Here is a 17,797-nt window from a genome sequence, read left to right on the forward strand (position 1 = left end):
TTACGCGGCATGTTCAATTGGGGCATCTGCGCGGGTAAGGCGATCAATTTCTACATCGCAATCATGATCATTGATTCCATGCTGGGTTTTATCCCAATACATCGGATTTACGATCAATTCATATAATGCCTTGTACGCCGCGAAACAGCCAATTGGCCAATAGAATATCATTGTGGGAATGGTGAATGTTAATTGGCGCAAGGATGGCGCGCGCGTGGCAACAAATCCCAATACCATCAACACCAGTTCGGTAAACACAAACCCATAGATTAAGGATAACAAAACACTTTGCGGGATGGCGTTATATATCGGAAGGTCAACGCCCAAACATAATAGCCAAAGCGGTATCACGATTGGCGCACAGAGATAGGCCGAAACCGTGCCCGCCAGCATTGTGTTAAAGGTTAAAAAACCGCGTAGCCCCAGATCGTGGATCAATTCACCTGGGCGGCGCATATGGGTAAGCCATGTAACCATGAAGCCCTTGAGCCAGCGCGAACGTTGTTTCACCCACGGGATGGCGCGATAGTTTGCCTCTTCATAAGTGGTGGAATCCGTCACCTCGCATCGCCAGCCCAAGCGATAGAGCCGCATGCCAAGTTCGGCATCCTCAGTCACGTTATGCGCATCCCATCTCCCCAAGGTTTCAATCGCACTTCGTTTGAAAAACACCGATGTGCCACCCAAAGGAATGGGCAGATTGAAATGTTGAAGTCCCCGCAATATCACACGAAATAAAATAGCATATTCGATTGTAAAACAACGCGATAGCCAGTTTGTCCGCGTGTTGTAATAATCAAGTGCGGCCTGTACGCAGGCCAAATTTTCAGGACCGTTTTGCAAATGTGCGGCCACGGTCAAGATTTGATTTTCTTCTGGCGCGTCTTCGGCATCATAGATGCCAATGATATCACCCTGACAAAAATCGAGCGCATAGTTCAGTGCGCGAGGTTTGGTTTGCAATGTATCATTTGGCACAACAACCACGCGCATCCATTTGGGCAGAATGTGATCGTTCAAATGCGCGCGCGTCGTTGTATCGTTTTCTTCGATCACCAGACAGATTTCCAACAATGAACGGGGATATTTTAACCGTGTCATGCGTAAAATCAGGCGATCAATGATATTTTCTTCGCGTAGCAGCGGGATCATGATGCTGACCTTGGGCAGGTTTAACACAGGCGCAATGTCGGGGGATTTTTGTCGAAAATACCCGATCATACAGATACATTTCATTGCTGTATTAAAAAATAATGTAATGATAATCCACATCACCAATCCCGTGCCAAGCTGATTAAAATAGCCAAGGATACAGAAAAAGATAATTGCGACACCTAAAATGATACGCCGATTATAGGGACGTAATAATTCGCGACAGCTAAATTTTTCGGGGCAGGTGGTGCGTGCCTTTTGCGTTAAAAAATCGCGATGTGTTTCGCACAGATGGTTTAAAACCGCATCGGGTGCGGCGCTGACAAATCGCAAATGAAACGGCAATTTTTTTGCCAACGATTTGATGTGTTCACGCAAACTTGGATCGCCCAAGGCCAAGGTGAGGGTTTTGCCAGATCGTGAAATCGGTACAAACACATGTTTTAAGCACAGGGTTGGATCAAACAAATCTGCCAAAGCAGGATCAATCCGTTCCACATCAATATCAACAAAAGGGAGGTCATAGGTTTGATATAAATGATCAAGCATATCAGCCGCTTGTGCGAAATTCCCCGCACGCGTGACGTCGCTTACGTGTTGATTGGAACCATTGTGCAGTTTTAGAGCATCAAGCAGCGCAAGCGGTGATACACGATCAACATTGCCCACAGACCCAACCGTGGATCGAGATAAACCGCCAGTGTTCGGCGATAAATTTGATTTTAGTCGCGCAACAGCCATTGTCCCAGCCTTTACATGTCATGCAAAGAGCGTCGCGCGATAAGGTTAAATTAGTCTAAATTTTATTTAATTGAGAGAGGCCGCAAAGCGTTCAAACAAATAAAAGCTGTCTTGGGGGCCTGGGGATGCCTCTGGGTGGTGTTGAACGGAAAACACCGGGCGATCCGTCATGCGGATACCACAATTTGAACCGTCAAACAGGGAAACATGGGTTTCTTCCACGCCTTTTGGCAATGACTGGCTGTCCACAGCGAATCCGTGATTCATGGATGTGATTTCAACCTTGCCTGTGCCGTGCTCTTTCACGGGGTGGTTCGCGCCGTGATGGCCGTGATTCATTTTCACGGTTTTTGCACCCAACGCGAGGGCAAGCATTTGATGCCCCAAGCAGATGCCAAAAATCGGAATATCGCCTTTTTCCAAAATGCCTTGGATCATTGGTACAGCATATTCACCCGTGGCGGCCGGATCGCCCGGACCGTTTGATAAAAACACACCGTCGGGATTATGTGCGAGCACTTCTTCTGCGGTGGTGGTGGCAGGCATGACGGTGACATCACAGCCAGCAGAGGCCAAGCAGCGCAGGATGTTGCGTTTCGCACCGTAATCAATGGCGATTACTTTTTTGCCCTTGCCGCTGCGTTTGGGGAAACCATCAGGCCAAGCCCAACGCATTTCATCCCATTGATAGCTTTGCGCGCAAGTAACCTCTTTGGCCAGATCAAGGCCTTCTAAGCCACTGAAATCACGGGCTTGTTGCAACAAATCTTCGATATCGAACACGCCATCGGGGTTATGGGCGATGGCAACATGCGGTGCACCTTGGTGGGTGATTGCGCGGGTTAGGCGGCGTGTATCAACACCGCCAACACCAATGCGACCACGTTTTTCAAGCCACGTAGCAAGGTGTTCTTGGCTACGCCAATTGGATGGATCGGTTGGGTCCCATTTCACCACCATTGCGCGGGCAAATGGATCTGCGGTTTCGTCGTCTTCGTCCGTAACACCCGTGTTGCCAATATGTGGGAATGTGAATGTGACCGCTTGCCCTGCATATGACGGATCAGTCATGATTTCCTGATAGCCCGTCATTGCGGTGTTAAAGCAAAGTTCGGCAACCACTGTGCCACTTGCGCCAAAGCCGTGACCATAGAATATGGTACCATCAGCCAGAACAATACAAGCGGTGGGTTTTGCGAGGGATTGAAGGGAGGATGCAGTTGCGGGCATGGGTGAATCCTTTGGCAAATTTGCGCGAAACTACGCCGTAGTGATCATTCGGTCAAGGTGAGAAAAATGGGTTTTCTGAAAGATTTCAAACAGATGTTTTTATCACTATCTGTTGTGCCTTTGGCAGGGGTTCTATATGCTGTTTCGTTCGAAGAAATGGAAATGAACCGGAGAGATTCCATATGCGCGATACCATTAACACCGCTGTGAAAGCTGCGATGAAGGCAAAAGAATCAGAACGCTTGGCAACCTTGCGTTTGATCAATGCCGCCATCAAAGACCGCGATATTGCCGTACGTGCAGAGGGCAATTTGGACGGCGTGTCCGACCAAGATATTTTGGGTATCCTTGGCAAGATGATCAAACAACGCAACGATAGCGCAAAGGCATTTCACGACGCTGGCCGCACAGAATTGGAAAAGCAAGAACTGTCTGAAATCAAAGTGATAGAGGAATTTTTGCCCAAACAATTGTCAGAGGATGAAACCCGCGAAGCGGTGAAATCCGTGATTGACGATTTGGGTGCGGACAGCATTCGCGACATGGGCAAGGTCATGGGCGCGCTCAAGGAAAACTATGCCGGTCAAATGGATTTTGGCAAGGCGGGCGGTGTTGTGAAAGCGCTGTTAAGCTAATCAAAATCAAACCCGTTTGAAAGCCGCCCATTGAGGCGGCTTTTTTATTTCAGCAGCTTGCTACGATATTGCACAGACCGTGTTTTGCGCGAGCGCAAGTATGGGAAACGTTTCGAGGCTAAAACATCACCTTGCCAATGAAGGTTGCAAACCAATAGTCGATTTGACCAAAAGGGAAAATGTAACTCAGAAGGCTTACCAAAAAATGCAAAATGAGCGCGGTGCCAATACCAACAGACGTACCGAGCAATATGCCATGCATTGTCTTTTCAGGCTTGCGTGCACACCAACAGCCAAGTGCGATGGCAAAAATGCTGGTCAGCATGACGATGACACTTTGGGTCATTGAGATTGAAACGAGCATGACTGTTCCTGTTGGGTGATGCGAGCCTGTGGTGTTTTAGACGATGGCATGTCTGGCTGTCGGCGTAAATGTTTGAGCGCCGTTTCAATATCATTACGCTTTTGGTTATGAATTGAGGTAGCCACCCAAGATTGCGATGAATGCGCCAACATGCACAACCATAATTGCACGATCTTTCCACATGACACCGACGACAAACCACAAAATGATCCCAATCACAAAGGCCAGAATATTCCAAGGTACGATGTTCAGACCCGTCAAGGCATAGCCAACCAGCTGTACCACCGTGGCAACCCATTTTACAATATCAACACGTTTCATCGTTTCGCTCCATTTTTGCGAGACGTTAGAGATTTGCAAAATTGGCGCAATCACAAAACACTAGAGTTGAAATTAATCACGAGCCAATCGGTTCGCGTAAATGTTTGAGCGCGGTATCAATATCATTGCGCAGTGCGATGCGTTCCTCTGGTGACAGAAACGCGCCAAGTTCAATGGTACGTTTGCCATCTGAGGCTGTGAGATAGCTTTGTGCGATGGGCGTGTCTTGTAATTTAAGGCGTACCCAATATGGGTTTGTGACCCAATATTGGTTTGGCGCGCGTGGATTGTTTCGTTCCACGGTGAATGTATCGGGCCAGATGCGGATGCGTTCGCACAGTTTGCTGTCGGTATAGGAACGTTCCAGAAAATACCAAAGGGCCGCGAGTGTGATTAGCATTGCGCCAAGGATTATCCACATCGCTATATGCCCAATGAATGCACCAAGGGGGAGTAGGAACATCACACAGATAATCCCGATCAGCCAGACAAACCCAACACGGGGCAGGGAACGGTGTGCGTGTATCGTATGATCAAACAGTGGGGCATCGTTGCGATTGGTGGCCGCAAAAAAGACCGCTGAATCCTCAGCGGCCTTTGATATTTTTTCAAATTCTACCATGTGAATTAATGGGTATTTTTGTTCCACATATCTTCTGTTGGTAGGATTTCGAATGTGTGCTCTGGCGGTGGGTTTGGAAGTGTCCATTCCAATGTATCCGCATGTTCGCCCCAGTATGCTTTTTCTTCGACCTTTTTACCCCAGCGCAATGTGTAGAACACAACGCCGATGAAGAAGACGAATGAAGCGAATGAAATCAACGCACCGATTGATGATACATAGTTCCAATAGGCGAATTCCACAGGATAGTCGATGTAACGACGTGGCATACCTTGGCGACCCAAGAAGTGTTGTGGGAAGAAGGTAATATTCGCACCGATGAACATCATCCAGAAGTGCAACTGACCAGCCCATTCAGGGTACTGGCGACCAGACATTTTGCCGATCCAGTAATAGATACCCGCAAAGATACAGAAAACCGCACCCAGTGACATCACATAGTGGAAGTGAGCAACAACGTAATATGTGTCGTGATACGCACGATCAACGCCAGCCTGTGACAGAACGATACCTGTGACACCACCAACGGTGAACAAGAACAAGAAACCAAACGCCCAAAGCATCGGTGTTTTCAGCGAAATCGAACCGCCCCACATCGTTGCAATCCAAGAGAAGATTTTAACGCCTGTTGGCACCGCAATCACCATTGTTGCAATCATGAAGTAGCGTTGCTGTGTAAATGACATGCCGACCGTGTACATGTGGTGTGCCCACACAACAAAGCCAAGCGCACCAATTGCAACCATCGCATAAACCATCGGCAGATAGCCAAAGATTGGTTTTTTCGAGAATGTTGAAATCACGTGTGAAATGATACCAAAGCCTGGCACGATGATCATGTAAACTTCTGGGTGACCAAAGAACCACAACAAGTGTTGGTACAAGATCGGATCACCACCACCAGATGGTTCAAAGAATGTTGTGCCAAAGTTACGATCGGTCAGCAACATAGTGATCGCACCGGCCAATACTGGCAATGACAGCAAAATCAAAATCGCGGTGACAAAAATTGACCAAGCAAACAACGGTGTCTTGTGCAATGTCATGCCAGGGGCACGCATGTTCAAGAATGTTGTGATCATGTTGATCGCACCCAAAATGGATGATGCACCTGATACGTGAACAGCAAAGATTGCGAAATCCATCGACATGCCTGCTTCGCGTGTTGAAAGTGGCGCATATAGAACCCAACCAACACCAGAACCAAGCTGGTTATTGCCACCTGGCATGATCAAAGAGAACACGGCCAATGTGGAACCCGTGACATACATCCAGTATGATAGGTTATTCATCCGTGGGAACGCCATGTCAGGCGCACCAATCATCAGCGGCATGAAATAGTTACCAAAACCGCCAAACAGGGCAGGGATCACCACGAAGAACATCATCAAGATGCCGTGGCCTGTGATCATCACATTCCAAAGGTGGCCGTTGGGGGTACAGTTTTCAACGGCTGCTGCGGCAAGGCTCGCGCCTTCCATACACATATGCTGAACACCTGGCTCCATAAGCTCGATGCGCATAAAAACCGTGAAACACACCGAAATAAAGCCCAACAGGCCAGCGGTGAAAAGGTAAAGGATACCGATATCTTTGTGGTTGGTTGACATGAACCAACGGGTAAAGAAGCCTGGACGGGCGTGATCATGGGTGGCTGCGTCTGCCATGTGGTCTCTCCTGACACGTCATTATTGTGATGCGAATCCCGCAAGATACGCATTTTTCCAACGTCCTGATACACAAGCTATGCGTCGGCGACAACTGTTTGAGTTGCCGCAGTTATTCAAAAAGACGGCTTGTCGCAGGCAAATCACCGTTTATTTTTGCACGTCATCGCGTTAACCATGGTAAAAAATGGGAAATGAGCGATGAATTTGAAAACTGTGGTGGGGGCGTTGTTATTATCTATTTCAACCGCAACGGGGTGTTTGGCACAGAATACGGATGAACCAACGGCGCAAATGAAACCTGCAATGGTGGCCTTGCCTGCATTGTTTTCGGTTAGCGGCATATCCAGCGATGATGTGTTAAACGTGCGCAGCGGCCCCAGCGCGAAATTTCGCGATTTGGGTGATTTGAAACTGGGCACAAAAATCGAAGTCACACAAATCGCACCAAACGGTCAATGGGCACGCATCATTTGGAACGAGCGCAACGCATGGGTTTCCAATCGATTCTTAACCCATGTGCCAACCCAACAATTGTTAAACACCAAACTCCCCGCGAATTTGCAATGTTTTGGCACAGAGCCGTTTTGGAATTTAAAAATGGTGCAGGGCAAAGAAATCACATTCGAAGGATTGGGATTGTTGCCTGTTAGCGAACCACTGGATTGGGAACGTGTTTCAGCCAATCACACATTACGCTTCGCCATCGGCAGCGCATCCTGGCGCGCCTTGATGCAAAAGAAAATATGCCACGATGGAATGTCAGACACCGAATACGGTTTGCAAATCGACCTGATGGGCACATCCGCAAGCGATGCGGTTGTATTATCAGGCTGCTGCCGTTTGGTAGAGTAGGGCGCTATTCCTCGCGCCAAAGGTAATTACCCATGGCGTGGTTGCTTCGGAAAATCGAATTCAAAATGAGATCGTCATTTATGACAGTGCGCAGGCTTGGTGTATCTGAAAGCAATGACACCCCCATGTTCGCGCGGCCATCCACGAGCTCATATCCCATCGCATTAAGTAGTGTTGGATAAATATCGAGAGCGATGCCTTCTTTGTCGATTGTACGTGGTTGGGATCCGTCGGAATAATAAAACAAATTCCGTCGCGCATCTTGCATGCTGGATAGTGAGCTTGCCATTGAACTTCGCCGTGCAAAATGATCGCTCATAACTGCGACAACAGTGTTTTCACTTAATCCATTTTCATCAAGGAATTGGTTGAGCTGTTGCAAATGGATGGCTGTGCATCGAATGGCATCAGGAATGCCAGATCCGGTTTTTTCAACATCTTCTGGTGCACAGGTGGTATCCAAAAATCCATCCGGACCATGTGTTGATAGCGTCAACATGGAAAACACAAATGGCTTTTCTTGTGAAGCAAGATATGAAAGCTCCTCGCGTGCCTTGTCGAACAACACTTCATCATTGAACCCCCAAATGTTTCGACGACCTTCTTGTTCGGGCATAGGCACTGAATCTTCGTCAAAAAAACGTGTGAACCCGTGGCTGGCAAGGAAACCACGTTTGGAATATTTTTTCGTACTCGCGCCATTCATGTAGGATAAAATATACCCGTCCTCGGATAAAATATCACCCAGACAGCGGATTTTCGGCATAAAGGTTTCAATAACAACGCCAGAATCTTTGCGCCCATAAAGGCCGTTGTTCAATGCTTTGGGCAACAAAGGAACACCGCATTGTGTGCCGACCATTCCAGCAATGGTATAGGTGGTGCCGATGGTTTGATCGACATTGGTTGCGTTGATAGATTTATCTTCTAGCGCTTGGAAGTGTTTATAAACTTGCTTGGTTTCCGGCAGATCGACATAGCTTCGTTCCAAACTTTCCAAATAGATCAATATCAAGTTTTTTTGCGTTGTTGGTCTGGTGATAATTTCTGGTTCTTTGATCAACTCGGCTGCGGGATAATTCGCGTGAACAGGATTTGGAACCACTTGGCGATATATATATTGCGATAACGGGCTAATCGCCAAATGTGCGATGCAAATTGCAAGTAGGACTTTTGAGAATGATGTGAGGATCTTATTTAAAAAATAGGCCGATAAAATCAAAAGCGAAACAAATGTCATTTCCAAGCCCGCCGCGGATGCAAAACTTCCACGTCCAATTGCGGCGACTTCTTCCATCCCATTGTCACGGAAAAACAATATGATGGGTTCCATGTCATTTGTGCCAAGCGTGATTTTCAACAAGGCAAAGGGCATGGAAATTAGCAGAATAAAAAACCAAAACGCCAGCATACCATAGTGGGTGCGTTCGCTTTGTTGCTTTTTCGCAAAGAAAAATAATGCGAAGAAAAGAATGACAAAGGCATAAAAATAAATGGCTTCTGGAAATGAAACATAATTTATCCGCGTGCCAGCAGTCGCAACCAAATAGTACAAGGAAATAAGGCAAAACAAAAATTGTGCAATAAAACGCACTGTAAACGTTGAAATAAGCTTAATCATTTTGTCCCTTTGCGACGGCTGTGAATGGCTAGGCACCAAATCTATATGGCAAAACTATGAAAAAAATTAGAGTTGTTTGAAAATTCTCGTAAAAGTTGACTTCAACGCCACATCCAGATCATCCATCGTCACAGGGCGGCCCAGATCAACCAGACTGGTCACGCCGTGTTCGGCAATGCCACACGGGACGATGCCGTTGTAATGTGTCAGGTCGGGTTCGACATTGATGCTGATCCCGTGAAAGCTGACCCAGCGGCGCAGGCGTACACCGATGGCGGCGATTTTGTCTTCGGGTGGGGTGCCAAGCGCGGTGAGCGGTTTATCGTGGCGCACAACCCAAACGCCCACGCGCCCATCGCGGCGTTCGCCAACCACATTAAATTCGGCAAGGGTTTGAATAACCCATTCTTCAAGGTTCCAGACAAGTTTGCGCACATCTTTGCCGCGTTTATTGAGATCCAACATGGCATAGGCCACGCGTTGCCCCGGCCCATGATACGTATATTGACCGCCACGTTGGGATTTATAAACGGGGAAACGATCAGGATCGACCAGATCGGCGATATCTGCACTTGTCCCTGCGGTATAAAGGGGAGGGTGTTCCACCAACCACACCTGTTCCGGGGCATTGCCTGCAATAATATCGGCCACGCGATTTTCCATCGCATCAACCGCAAATTCATAGGGTGTTAACCCATCGCTAATTTTCCAATCTAACATGGGGTGTTATTGGCAAAAATGAACGCCAACGTCCAGTTGATAAACAACATAAGGGAATCGCATAAAACCGCTTCACAAGTTGGAATGGCTTCGTTATATCGCCCATACCTTAATGTGCGGCCGTGGCGGAATTGGTAGACGCGCAGCGTTGAGGTCGCTGTTCCTTAACCGGAGTGGAAGTTCGAGTCTTCTCGGCCGCACCAAAAGTCTTTCGTTACAAGGGCTGCAAGGTATTAGGGGTCTCTCGTTAGGCGCACCAAAACAATCTTTAAGTTATTATTATTTAAGCAGCTTTTTGGGTTGCTTGCATAATATTCAACCACGGCGCGAACAAATTCTTTTAGAATGAGTGTTGCAATGCGATATTTTTTGCGCAAAGCTATGCACTGCTCGAACTGACAAAGATCAGGCAATGGGCAAAATGGGAGAATATTTTTGGCTGCTAGCGAAAGTGACAAAGACTTCGTTGTCTTTGACCGCGTACAGAAAAGTTACGACGGTGAACAATTGGTCGTAAAGGACCTTAATCTGAATATCGGTAAGGGCGAGTTTTTAACAATGCTTGGCCCATCGGGTTCTGGTAAAACCACCTGTTTGATGATGTTGGCGGGGTTTGAAACTGCCACGCATGGTGATATTTTGCTGGGCGGCAAGCCGATCAACAATATCCCACCGCATAAACGCGGCATCGGGATGGTGTTTCAAAATTACGCGCTGTTTCCACATATGACCGTGGGTGAAAACCTGTCGTTTCCACTGGAAGTGCGCAACATGAGCAAATCCGTGCGCGAGCAAAAGGTTAAAGATGCGCTTGATATGGTGCAGATGGGCGATTTTGCAGGGCGACGCCCCGCGCAATTGTCCGGCGGTCAACAACAACGTATCGCATTGGCGCGGGCATTGGTGTTTGAACCGCAATTGGTGTTGATGGACGAACCGCTGGGCGCGCTGGATAAACAATTGCGCGAACATATGCAGTATGAAATCAAACATCTGCACGAACGTTTGGGTGTGACGGTGGTTTATGTCACGCACGACCAATCAGAGGCATTAACAATGTCCGATCGTGTTGCTGTGTTCGAAGATGGTCGTATTCAACAACTGTCCAGCCCCGATGATTTGTATGAACGCCCCGAAAACGCGTTTGTGGCACAGTTTATTGGCGAAAATAACAAGCTGTTTGGCAAGGTTGAGGCGATCACCAAAGGTGTTGCCACGGTCAAGCTCCCGATGGGGGGCGTGGTCAAGGCCAAGGCGGTGAATTGTGAACACGGACAGGATACAACCCTGTCGATCCGCCCTGAACGGGTGAAGCTGGGGGCGAGCAAATCCAGCAACGCAACAGACGCCAAAGTTTTGGAGCTGATTTATTTAGGCGATCATATTCGGTGTCGCATGAATGTGCATGGCAACGAAGATTTCGTGGTCAAGGTTCCCAATGCAGCAGGGCATAAACATTTAACCGTTGGTGAAACCACCACGGTGTCATGGCTTGCAGAAGATTGTCGCGCGCTTGACGCATAAGGCGTGCGAATGAACACCTTTTGGGGCAAAGCCCAATCCTAAAAGGCCAAACATAATGGGTACTAACAAGGAGAGAGTTTATGAAGCTCAAATCATTACTACTAGGCGCGGCGGCAACATCGCTTGCAGTTGGCGCAACAGCGGGTGAAATCACTGTTGTATCATGGGGTGGTGCGTATACCACATCCCAAGTTGAAGCATATCACAAACCGTGGATCGCCGAGACAGGCAATTCCATCGTGTCCGAGGATTACAACGGCGGCTTGGCCGAGATTAAATCTCAAGTGGAAGCGGGTAACGTGACATGGGATTTGGTCGATGTTGAATTGTCCGATGCGGTTCTTGGCTGTGACGAAGGTTTGTTGGAACCAATTGATCCATCAATCTTGCCAGCGGGTGCAGATGGTACACCAGCAACAGAAGATTTCTTGCCCGGTACATTGCACGAATGTGCGGTTGCAAACATCGTTTGGTCCACAATCTTTGCTTATGACAGCTCAAAGATGGCGAATGGCCCAACAAGCATTGCAGATTTCTTTGACACTGCAAAATTCCCAGGCAAACGCGGTTTGCGCAAAGGTCCAAAAGCGAACCTTGAATTGGCGTTGGCCGCAGACGGTGTTGCCGCAGCGGATATTTACGATGTTCTGTCCACACCAGAAGGTGTTGATCGCGCATTTGCCAAGCTAGACACCATCAAAGGTGACGTTGTTTGGTGGGAAGCAGGCGCACAGCCACCACAATTGTTGGCAGATGGCGAAGTTGCAATGACAACTGCGTATAATGGGCGTATTTTCAACGCAGTAGCGTCCGAAGATAAACCATTTTCAATCGTTTGGGACAGCCAAATTTATGACCTTGATCTGTGGGTAATCCCCAAAGGCGCACCAAACAAAGATTTGGCAATGGAATTCGTGGCCTATTCAACGGCAACGGAACAACTGGCTGCGCAAGCGTCATATATTTCATATGGTCCTGCACGTAAATCATCGGCACCATTGGTGGGTTCATTCCACAACAAACCCGATCTTGCGATGGGGCCACAGATGCCAACCGCGCCAGAAAACTTTGGCACAGCGATCCAGAATGATTTTGAATTCTGGGCGGATAATACAGACGAGCTGAACGAGCGTTTCAACGCTTGGTTGGCTGGCTGATCTGAACTATTGCGCAGGGGTCATTCCCCTGCGCATCACGACATTGGGTGATCTGCACCCAAGATAATAGCGATTTGGAAACCTAACCCCATGAGCGATGTTGCAAACGGCCCCGTGTTGGCCGCCGATGGCACCCCCCTTAAAAAACGCCTCAGCCAAGCGTTATTTCGCAGTAAGCTGCGCGCATTTGGTTTGGTTATCCCGTTGCTTTTATTGATATTAATGGCGTTCGTTGCGCCAACGATCGTGTTTTTGAAACGCGGCGTTTACAACGATGAATTTGCAAAAGTGATGGTTAATTCCCAACCATTGCTTGCCGCATGGGACGTCACCAGCGAGCCCAGCGATGAAATGTATGCCGCATTGGTTGCCGATTTGGTGCAAGCACGCGAAGACAAAACAATTGGTCGCGTCGCAACCCGTGTGAACCGTGAATTGTCGGGCACACGATCCATGTTCACCAGTACCGCGCGCAAAGCGGCAAAAATGGAACCTCCATTCAAAGACGCGCTGATTGATGCCAATAAAAAATGGGCCACGACAGAGGTTTGGGAAGCGATGAAAATCGCCAATAAAACCTGGACGCCTGCGTATTTGGCCAATGCGGTTGATTTGAAATATAACGCCGATGGCAGTTTCGAGCGTAAATCAGAAGAACGCCGCATTCATTTAAAACTGTTTGTGCGGACCATGGAAATTTCGGTGATTGTAACCTTGATGGGAATTTTGCTGGGCTATCCCGTGGCATTTTTAATGTCGAGCTTGCAGGCGCGAACCGCCAATCTGTTATTGATCCTTGTATTGTTGCCGTTTTGGACATCGCTGTTGGTGCGCACAACCGCATGGATTGCGTTGCTACAGGGCGAAGGTGTTATGAATGATCTGTTCGTTCTGTTTGGTCTGGCCGAAGATCAAAACCGTTTTTCATTGATATACAATAAAACAGGGAGCCTGATTGCCATGACGCATATTTTGCTGCCGTTTATGATTTTGCCACTTTATTCCGTCATGAAAACAATCCCGCCCAGTTATGTGCGTGCCGCGAAATCCATGGGCGCGTCGAATTGGACTGCGTTTTGGCGTGTGTATTTCCCACAAACCATTCCGGGCATTGGTGCAGGGGGAATATTGGTTTTCATCCTTGCGATCAGTTTTTACATTACACCTGCCTTGGTTGGTGGTGAAAGTGGCACGATGATTTCCAATTTCATCGATTTTCACATGCGCAGTTCATTAAATTGGTCGCTGGCGGCCGCAATGGGTGCGGTGCTGTTGGTGATCGTGCTGTTCTTATACTGGCTCTATGATCGGATCGTGGGCATTGATAATATGAAGTTAGGATAATCTAGTGACGCAAAGTTATCGTTATATCCCGCCAAAACCCCCGATGTGGTTCAATCTGGCATGGACCGCTGGATTTGGTGCGATTGCTGGGTTTTTAACGGCCCAAGGTGAAATTCAGCGTATGATCCCATATGCATTAATTGGTGCCGCGATTTTTGCCGCGCTCGCGTTTGGCGTCATCATATTGGTAAAATCCAAAAACCTGTCTGGTCTGATCGGGGCCGTGGTGTTTTTTGCGTTGGGATTTGGATTTATTGGTCTGTCTTATGGCGTGTTGATGGCGGTGATCGGGTGGATCATTGGGCGTATGTCAATTTGGTTGGCCACGGGTGAATACCGCGCGAACCAACCACCATATGCCAGTTCAAACGAAGTTTTGTGGTTTTACAGTTTTCGCACAATTTGCGGTTTCATATTTGTGTTTTTGATTGCGCCCATCATCGTGGTGATGCCGCTGTCGTTCAACCAAGAACCTTATTTCAGCTTTACCGCGGGGATGTTGTCATTTGATCCAGATGCCTATTCATTGCGTTGGTACCAAGACATTTTCCACAACGGCATGGCCGCACCTGATGCGGTTGTCGGCTGGTGGTCGGATATGTGGAATAATGCGCAATGGGTGCGTTCGGTGCGCAACAGTTTCTTTATCGGGATCATGGCCACCATTTTGGCAACGACGCTTGGCACATTGGCCGCGATTGGTTTATCGCGCCCCGAAATGCCATATCGTCGTGCGATCATGGCATTGCTGATTTCTCCGATGATTGTGCCATTGGTGATTATCGCATCTGGCATGTTCTTTTTCTTTTCTGACATGAGCTTGCCCGGTTATGAGCGCGGATTGGCCAAAAGCTATCTTGGGTTGATCATTGCGCATGCCGTATTGGGCACACCTTATGTGATTATCACCGTTACGGCGACGCTGGTTGGGTTTGATCAAAGTTTGGCACGTGCTGCCGCGAATATGGGGGCATCCCCTGTGCGCACGTTTTTCAAAGTGCAAATGCCGTTGATCCTGCCCGGTGTGATTTCAGGTGCGCTCTTTGCGTTTATCACCAGTTTCGACGAGGTGGTTGTTGTCTTGCAAATGGCGGATGTGAAACAACGTACGATCCCGCGCCAGATGTTTAGCGGCATCAAAGAACAAATCAGCCCCACCATTTTGGCGGTGGCGACGATTTTGGTGATCTTGTCGATTATCCTATTGACGGTGGTTGAGCTGTTACGCCGGCGCAGTGAAAAAATGCGTGGGATGAGCCCAGGTTAACCCGTCGTATTTTGGATATTTAAGCAAAATGGAATTGGGGGTGTTATGCCCCCAAAAACGCCAGCCAAGCCGAAATGGTAAAGACACTGATCGCTGTGAGGATAACCACCGCAGATGCGGCCGTGGCCTTGCCCCGATCATAGAGATTAGCAAAGATATATGTATTGATACCTGGCGCCATCGCGGCGGTGATCACAACCGAATTGCGCTGTGCAACGGATAGATCAAACACATGTTGTGCGAGGATATAAGCAAATGCTGGAAACAAGATAAGCTTGAGGAGGCCAAGCACGGCGACCTCTGGCAGGTTATTGGTGAAATGATACCGCACCATCACTCCGCCAAGCGCGAACAGGGCACAGGGAAGTGCGGAACGCACCATCATCTCAATCGCCGAGTTAAGTACCGTTGGTAGGGTAACACCGCTAAAGTTCACCAAAAATCCCAGCATTAGACCGATGGCGAGGCTATTTTTAAATATCGCTTTGAGCACGGATTGAAACGTTGCCATTGCGCCGCGACCATCGGCGCGCAAAACCTCCATCGAAGTGATGCCAATGATATAACAAAACGGCGCATGGATCGAAATCAACGCATAATTTGCCGTGAGTGAATCCGCGCCAAAGGCTCGTTCCATGATCGGAAGACCTAGTAAAACCATATTGGAAAACAGGGCGGTGAAGCCAATTGAAACCGAGGCACCGGGTGTGCGGCGAAATCCAAATGCGGCGATCAAGCCAGAAAGCACAAAAATGCTGGTCGCGGGGATATAATAAGACAGGATCAGATCAAGGCTAAACACCGCCGCAAGATCTAGGTTGGCAACCGCAGTGAACAACAGGCATGGAATAGCGTAGGTTTGGGTGAAATTCATCAGCGCATCGACATGGCTTTCGGCGAACAAGCCTTTCCACACGGTAAAATACCCAGCCCCGATGATCAGGAAGACTGGGAGAACGATTTCAATGATTGAGAGCATTAGATTTTTGCCGTTATTTCAAGGCCGTCATACGCGGCGGTGACATGTTCAGGGGTGTCGTCACAGATTGTTTGATAATCCAGATCGACATGCATATTGGTCAGGATCGCACGTTTTGGCGCGTATTTTTCAATCCATTCCAAGGATTGTTCAAAATGTGTGTGGCTGGGATGGGGTGTGTAACGCAATGCATCAAGAATCCAGCAATCAAGATTTTGCATCGGTGCATCCGCTGGGATTGCGGAAATATCAGGCGTGTAGAGAACATCATTGATCCGTAATGCGCGCACTGTGATATTGCCGTGATCAACATCAAAACTGTCAATTGAAATCGGCCCACCCGCGCCATCAATGGTTAGTGTCGTTAGCAAATCATGCATTTTGAGAATTGGTGGATAGGGGCTCCCGATGGGCTTTTCAAATGCATATCCAAACCGCCCCATGATGGCGGCCCGTGCAGAGGGTGCGGCGTAAACATTGATCAGTTTGCGCATATTGATCACGATCATCCGTAAATCATCCAGCCCATGCACATGATCGGCATGTTCATGTGTATAGATCACGGCGTCCAGTTCGCCGACTTTGGCGTTCAACAATTGTTGGCGCATATCAGGGGATGTGTCGATCAACACATTGGTTATACCTTCCGTACCGATGCGTTGCACCAGTAACGAACAGCGCGTGCGCAAATTGCGCGGGTTTTGTGGATCACATGCGCCCCAGTTATTGCCAATGCGCGGCACACCACCAGACGAGCCGCAGCCAAGTATAGTGAATTTGATCTCAGACATTATGATTTCACCCAAGCGCTGGCCTTGGCAAAGAGGCGATCAAAATTGGCGGTGGTTTGGGCTGCGAATGTTGCGTAATCAACGCCAAATACTTCGGCCCCAACTTGCGCGGTATGGGCGCTAAAGGCAGGTTCGTTGCGTTTGCCACGATGGGGGACGGGTGCCAAATACGGGCTGTCGGTTTCGACCAACACGCGATCAATGGGGGCAGCGGCGAAAATATCGCGCAAGTCTTGGCTTTTGTTAAATGTCGCAATGCCAGACATCGACAGGTAAAAATCAAGATCAAGCGCGGCTTTGGCCAATTCGGCGCTGGATGAAAAACAATGCATCACACATGTATATGCGCCGTTGTCATATCCTTCGCGCAGGATTTCTGCCATGTCATCATCCGCAGCGCGTGCATGAATGATTAACGGCAGGCCAGATTCACGCGCCGCATCAATATGAATGCGCAACGATTGTTTCTGAATTTCGCCACTTTCGCTCGTGTAATGATAATCCAACCCCGTTTCACCAATGCCCACCATTTTGGGATGTTTGGCGATGGTTAATAATTCATCCACGGATGTTAACGGTTCCTCTGCGGCACTCATCGGGTGGGTGCCAGCGGCGTAAAATACGCAATCATGTGCATCGGCAATGGCCCGCACGGACGGTTCATTGCGAAGACGCGTACAGATCGTCACCATCCGCTCAACACCTGCATCATTGGCACGTTTAATTAAATCGGGAATTTCGCCATCAAAATCAGGGAAATCAAGGTGGCAATGGCTGTCAACGATTGAAGGGTTTGTCATTCTATTG

At 48.4% G+C, this 17,797-nt stretch carries 17 protein-coding genes and 1 tRNA gene; 7 read left to right on the forward strand and 11 right to left on the reverse strand.

Going from position 1 to position 17,797, the window contains the following annotated elements; all coding sequences use genetic code 11:
• Both BFP76_RS09070 and carA read right to left on the reverse strand, forming a co-directional pair.
• The gene (locus BFP76_RS09070) at positions 1–1,893 is read right to left on the reverse strand and encodes a glycosyltransferase family 2 protein (RefSeq protein WP_099592948.1); all 1,893 of its coding nucleotides are present in this window, start codon (positions 1,891–1,893) and stop codon (positions 1–3) included.
• 66 nt (positions 1,894–1,959) lie between these two features.
• On the reverse strand, positions 1,960–3,123 hold the full coding sequence (carA, locus tag BFP76_RS09075) for a glutamine-hydrolyzing carbamoyl-phosphate synthase small subunit (protein WP_099592950.1): 1,164 nt from the start codon (positions 3,121–3,123) through the stop codon (positions 1,960–1,962).
• Positions 3,124–3,305: 182 nt separating this feature from the next.
• On the opposite strand from carA, the gene BFP76_RS09080 reads away from it, so the two are divergent.
• A complete protein-coding gene (locus BFP76_RS09080; RefSeq protein WP_099592952.1) occupies positions 3,306–3,758 on the forward strand; it encodes a GatB/YqeY domain-containing protein in 453 nt (150 codons plus the stop codon).
• Positions 3,759–3,876: 118 nt separating this feature from the next.
• On the opposite strand, the gene BFP76_RS09085 is transcribed toward BFP76_RS09080, so the two are convergent.
• The 4 genes from BFP76_RS09085 to BFP76_RS09100 form a co-directional block, all read right to left on the reverse strand.
• On the reverse strand, positions 3,877–4,122 hold the full coding sequence (locus BFP76_RS09085) for a hypothetical protein (protein WP_133117421.1): 246 nt from the start codon (positions 4,120–4,122) through the stop codon (positions 3,877–3,879).
• A 105-nt stretch (positions 4,123–4,227) separates the two neighbouring features.
• Entirely contained in the window at positions 4,228–4,443 is a 216-nt protein-coding gene (locus tag BFP76_RS09090) for a DUF6552 family protein (RefSeq protein WP_099592955.1), read from the reverse strand.
• 76 nt (positions 4,444–4,519) lie between these two features.
• A complete protein-coding gene (locus tag BFP76_RS09095; RefSeq protein ID WP_165775694.1) occupies positions 4,520–5,092 on the reverse strand; it encodes a DUF2244 domain-containing protein in 573 nt (190 codons plus the stop codon).
• Positions 5,071–6,732, reverse strand: coding sequence for a cytochrome c oxidase subunit I (locus BFP76_RS09100; protein WP_099592960.1), 1,662 nt, complete (start codon positions 6,730–6,732; stop codon positions 5,071–5,073). Before BFP76_RS09100 ends, BFP76_RS09095 begins: the two co-directional genes overlap by 22 nt.
• Positions 6,733–6,933: 201 nt before the next feature.
• On the opposite strand from BFP76_RS09100, the gene BFP76_RS09105 reads away from it, so the two are divergent.
• Complete coding sequence (locus tag BFP76_RS09105; RefSeq protein WP_099592963.1) at positions 6,934–7,587, forward strand: SH3 domain-containing protein; 654 nt, start codon at positions 6,934–6,936, stop codon at positions 7,585–7,587.
• A gap of 4 nt (positions 7,588–7,591) precedes the next feature.
• Here the strand turns inward: BFP76_RS09105 and BFP76_RS09110 are convergent, their stop codons facing one another.
• Positions 7,592–9,208, reverse strand: a complete 1,617-nt coding sequence (locus BFP76_RS09110; RefSeq protein WP_099592965.1) for a sulfatase-like hydrolase/transferase — start codon at positions 9,206–9,208, stop codon at positions 7,592–7,594.
• 66 nt (positions 9,209–9,274) lie between these two features.
• Positions 9,275–9,928 (reverse strand): lipoyl(octanoyl) transferase LipB, encoded by a 654-nt coding sequence (gene lipB / locus BFP76_RS09115; protein WP_099592967.1) that lies wholly within the window; start codon positions 9,926–9,928, stop codon positions 9,275–9,277.
• Positions 9,929–10,044: 116 nt separating this feature from the next.
• Here lipB and BFP76_RS09120 point away from each other — a divergent pair.
• The 5 genes from BFP76_RS09120 (at position 10,045) to BFP76_RS09140 (ending at position 15,220) form a co-directional block, all read left to right on the forward strand.
• A tRNA-Leu gene (locus BFP76_RS09120) sits at positions 10,045–10,131 on the forward strand.
• Positions 10,132–10,363: 232 nt separating this feature from the next.
• Positions 10,364–11,452: an ABC transporter ATP-binding protein gene (locus tag BFP76_RS09125; RefSeq protein WP_099592969.1), complete on the forward strand. Its 1,089-nt coding sequence runs from the start codon at positions 10,364–10,366 to the stop codon at positions 11,450–11,452.
• Positions 11,453–11,532: 80 nt separating this feature from the next.
• The gene (locus tag BFP76_RS09130; protein WP_099592971.1) at positions 11,533–12,609 is read left to right on the forward strand and encodes an ABC transporter substrate-binding protein; all 1,077 of its coding nucleotides are present in this window, start codon (positions 11,533–11,535) and stop codon (positions 12,607–12,609) included.
• A gap of 90 nt (positions 12,610–12,699) precedes the next feature.
• Entirely contained in the window at positions 12,700–13,953 is a 1,254-nt protein-coding gene (locus BFP76_RS09135) for an ABC transporter permease (protein WP_099592973.1), read from the forward strand.
• Positions 13,954–13,996: 43 nt separating this feature from the next.
• Positions 13,997–15,220 carry an ABC transporter permease gene (locus BFP76_RS09140; RefSeq protein WP_099592975.1) on the forward strand — a complete coding sequence of 408 codons (1,224 nt, stop codon included), beginning with the start codon at positions 13,997–13,999 and terminating at the stop codon, positions 15,218–15,220.
• A 43-nt stretch (positions 15,221–15,263) separates the two neighbouring features.
• On the opposite strand, the gene BFP76_RS09145 is transcribed toward BFP76_RS09140, so the two are convergent.
• Genes BFP76_RS09145 through BFP76_RS09155 form a run of 3 tightly spaced genes read right to left on the reverse strand, consistent with a single transcriptional unit; the run spans position 15,264 to position 17,790 of the window.
• The gene (locus BFP76_RS09145) at positions 15,264–16,199 is read right to left on the reverse strand and encodes an AEC family transporter (RefSeq protein ID WP_099592977.1); all 936 of its coding nucleotides are present in this window, start codon (positions 16,197–16,199) and stop codon (positions 15,264–15,266) included.
• The gene (locus tag BFP76_RS09150) at positions 16,199–16,990 is read right to left on the reverse strand and encodes an MBL fold metallo-hydrolase (RefSeq protein WP_099592979.1); all 792 of its coding nucleotides are present in this window, start codon (positions 16,988–16,990) and stop codon (positions 16,199–16,201) included. Before BFP76_RS09150 ends, BFP76_RS09145 begins: the two co-directional genes overlap by 1 nt.
• Complete coding sequence (locus tag BFP76_RS09155) at positions 16,990–17,790, reverse strand: TatD family hydrolase (protein WP_099592981.1); 801 nt, start codon at positions 17,788–17,790, stop codon at positions 16,990–16,992. The genes BFP76_RS09150 and BFP76_RS09155 overlap by 1 nt, the downstream gene beginning before the upstream one ends.
• Positions 17,791–17,797: the final 7 nt, after the last annotated feature.

Origin of the sequence: Paramylibacter kogurei, from assembly GCF_002742285.1 — a bacterium.
Lineage (GTDB): Bacteria > Pseudomonadota > Alphaproteobacteria > Rhodobacterales > Rhodobacteraceae > Amylibacter > Amylibacter kogurei.

Coding starts and splice junctions, on each gene's coding strand:
- BFP76_RS09070 (WP_099592948.1), bottom strand. CDS start 1,893: ATGGCTGTTGCGCGACTAAAATCAAATTTATCGCCGAACACTGGCGGT.
- carA (WP_099592950.1), bottom strand. CDS start 3,123: ATGCCCGCAACTGCATCCTCCCTTCAATCCCTCGCAAAACCCACCGCT.
- BFP76_RS09080 (WP_099592952.1), top strand. CDS start 3,306: ATGCGCGATACCATTAACACCGCTGTGAAAGCTGCGATGAAGGCAAAA.
- BFP76_RS09085 (WP_133117421.1), bottom strand. CDS start 4,122: ATGCTCGTTTCAATCTCAATGACCCAAAGTGTCATCGTCATGCTGACC.
- BFP76_RS09090 (WP_099592955.1), bottom strand. CDS start 4,443: ATGAAACGTGTTGATATTGTAAAATGGGTTGCCACGGTGGTACAGCTG.
- BFP76_RS09100 (WP_099592960.1), bottom strand. CDS start 6,732: ATGGCAGACGCAGCCACCCATGATCACGCCCGTCCAGGCTTCTTTACC.
- BFP76_RS09105 (WP_099592963.1), top strand. CDS start 6,934: ATGAATTTGAAAACTGTGGTGGGGGCGTTGTTATTATCTATTTCAACC.
- BFP76_RS09110 (WP_099592965.1), bottom strand. CDS start 9,208: ATGATTAAGCTTATTTCAACGTTTACAGTGCGTTTTATTGCACAATTT.
- lipB (WP_099592967.1), bottom strand. CDS start 9,928: ATGTTAGATTGGAAAATTAGCGATGGGTTAACACCCTATGAATTTGCG.
- BFP76_RS09130 (WP_099592971.1), top strand. CDS start 11,533: ATGAAGCTCAAATCATTACTACTAGGCGCGGCGGCAACATCGCTTGCA.
- BFP76_RS09135 (WP_099592973.1), top strand. CDS start 12,700: ATGAGCGATGTTGCAAACGGCCCCGTGTTGGCCGCCGATGGCACCCCC.
- BFP76_RS09140 (WP_099592975.1), top strand. CDS start 13,997: ATGTGGTTCAATCTGGCATGGACCGCTGGATTTGGTGCGATTGCTGGG.
- BFP76_RS09145 (WP_099592977.1), bottom strand. CDS start 16,199: ATGCTCTCAATCATTGAAATCGTTCTCCCAGTCTTCCTGATCATCGGG.
- BFP76_RS09150 (WP_099592979.1), bottom strand. CDS start 16,990: ATGTCTGAGATCAAATTCACTATACTTGGCTGCGGCTCGTCTGGTGGT.
- BFP76_RS09155 (WP_099592981.1), bottom strand. CDS start 17,790: ATGACAAACCCTTCAATCGTTGACAGCCATTGCCACCTTGATTTCCCT.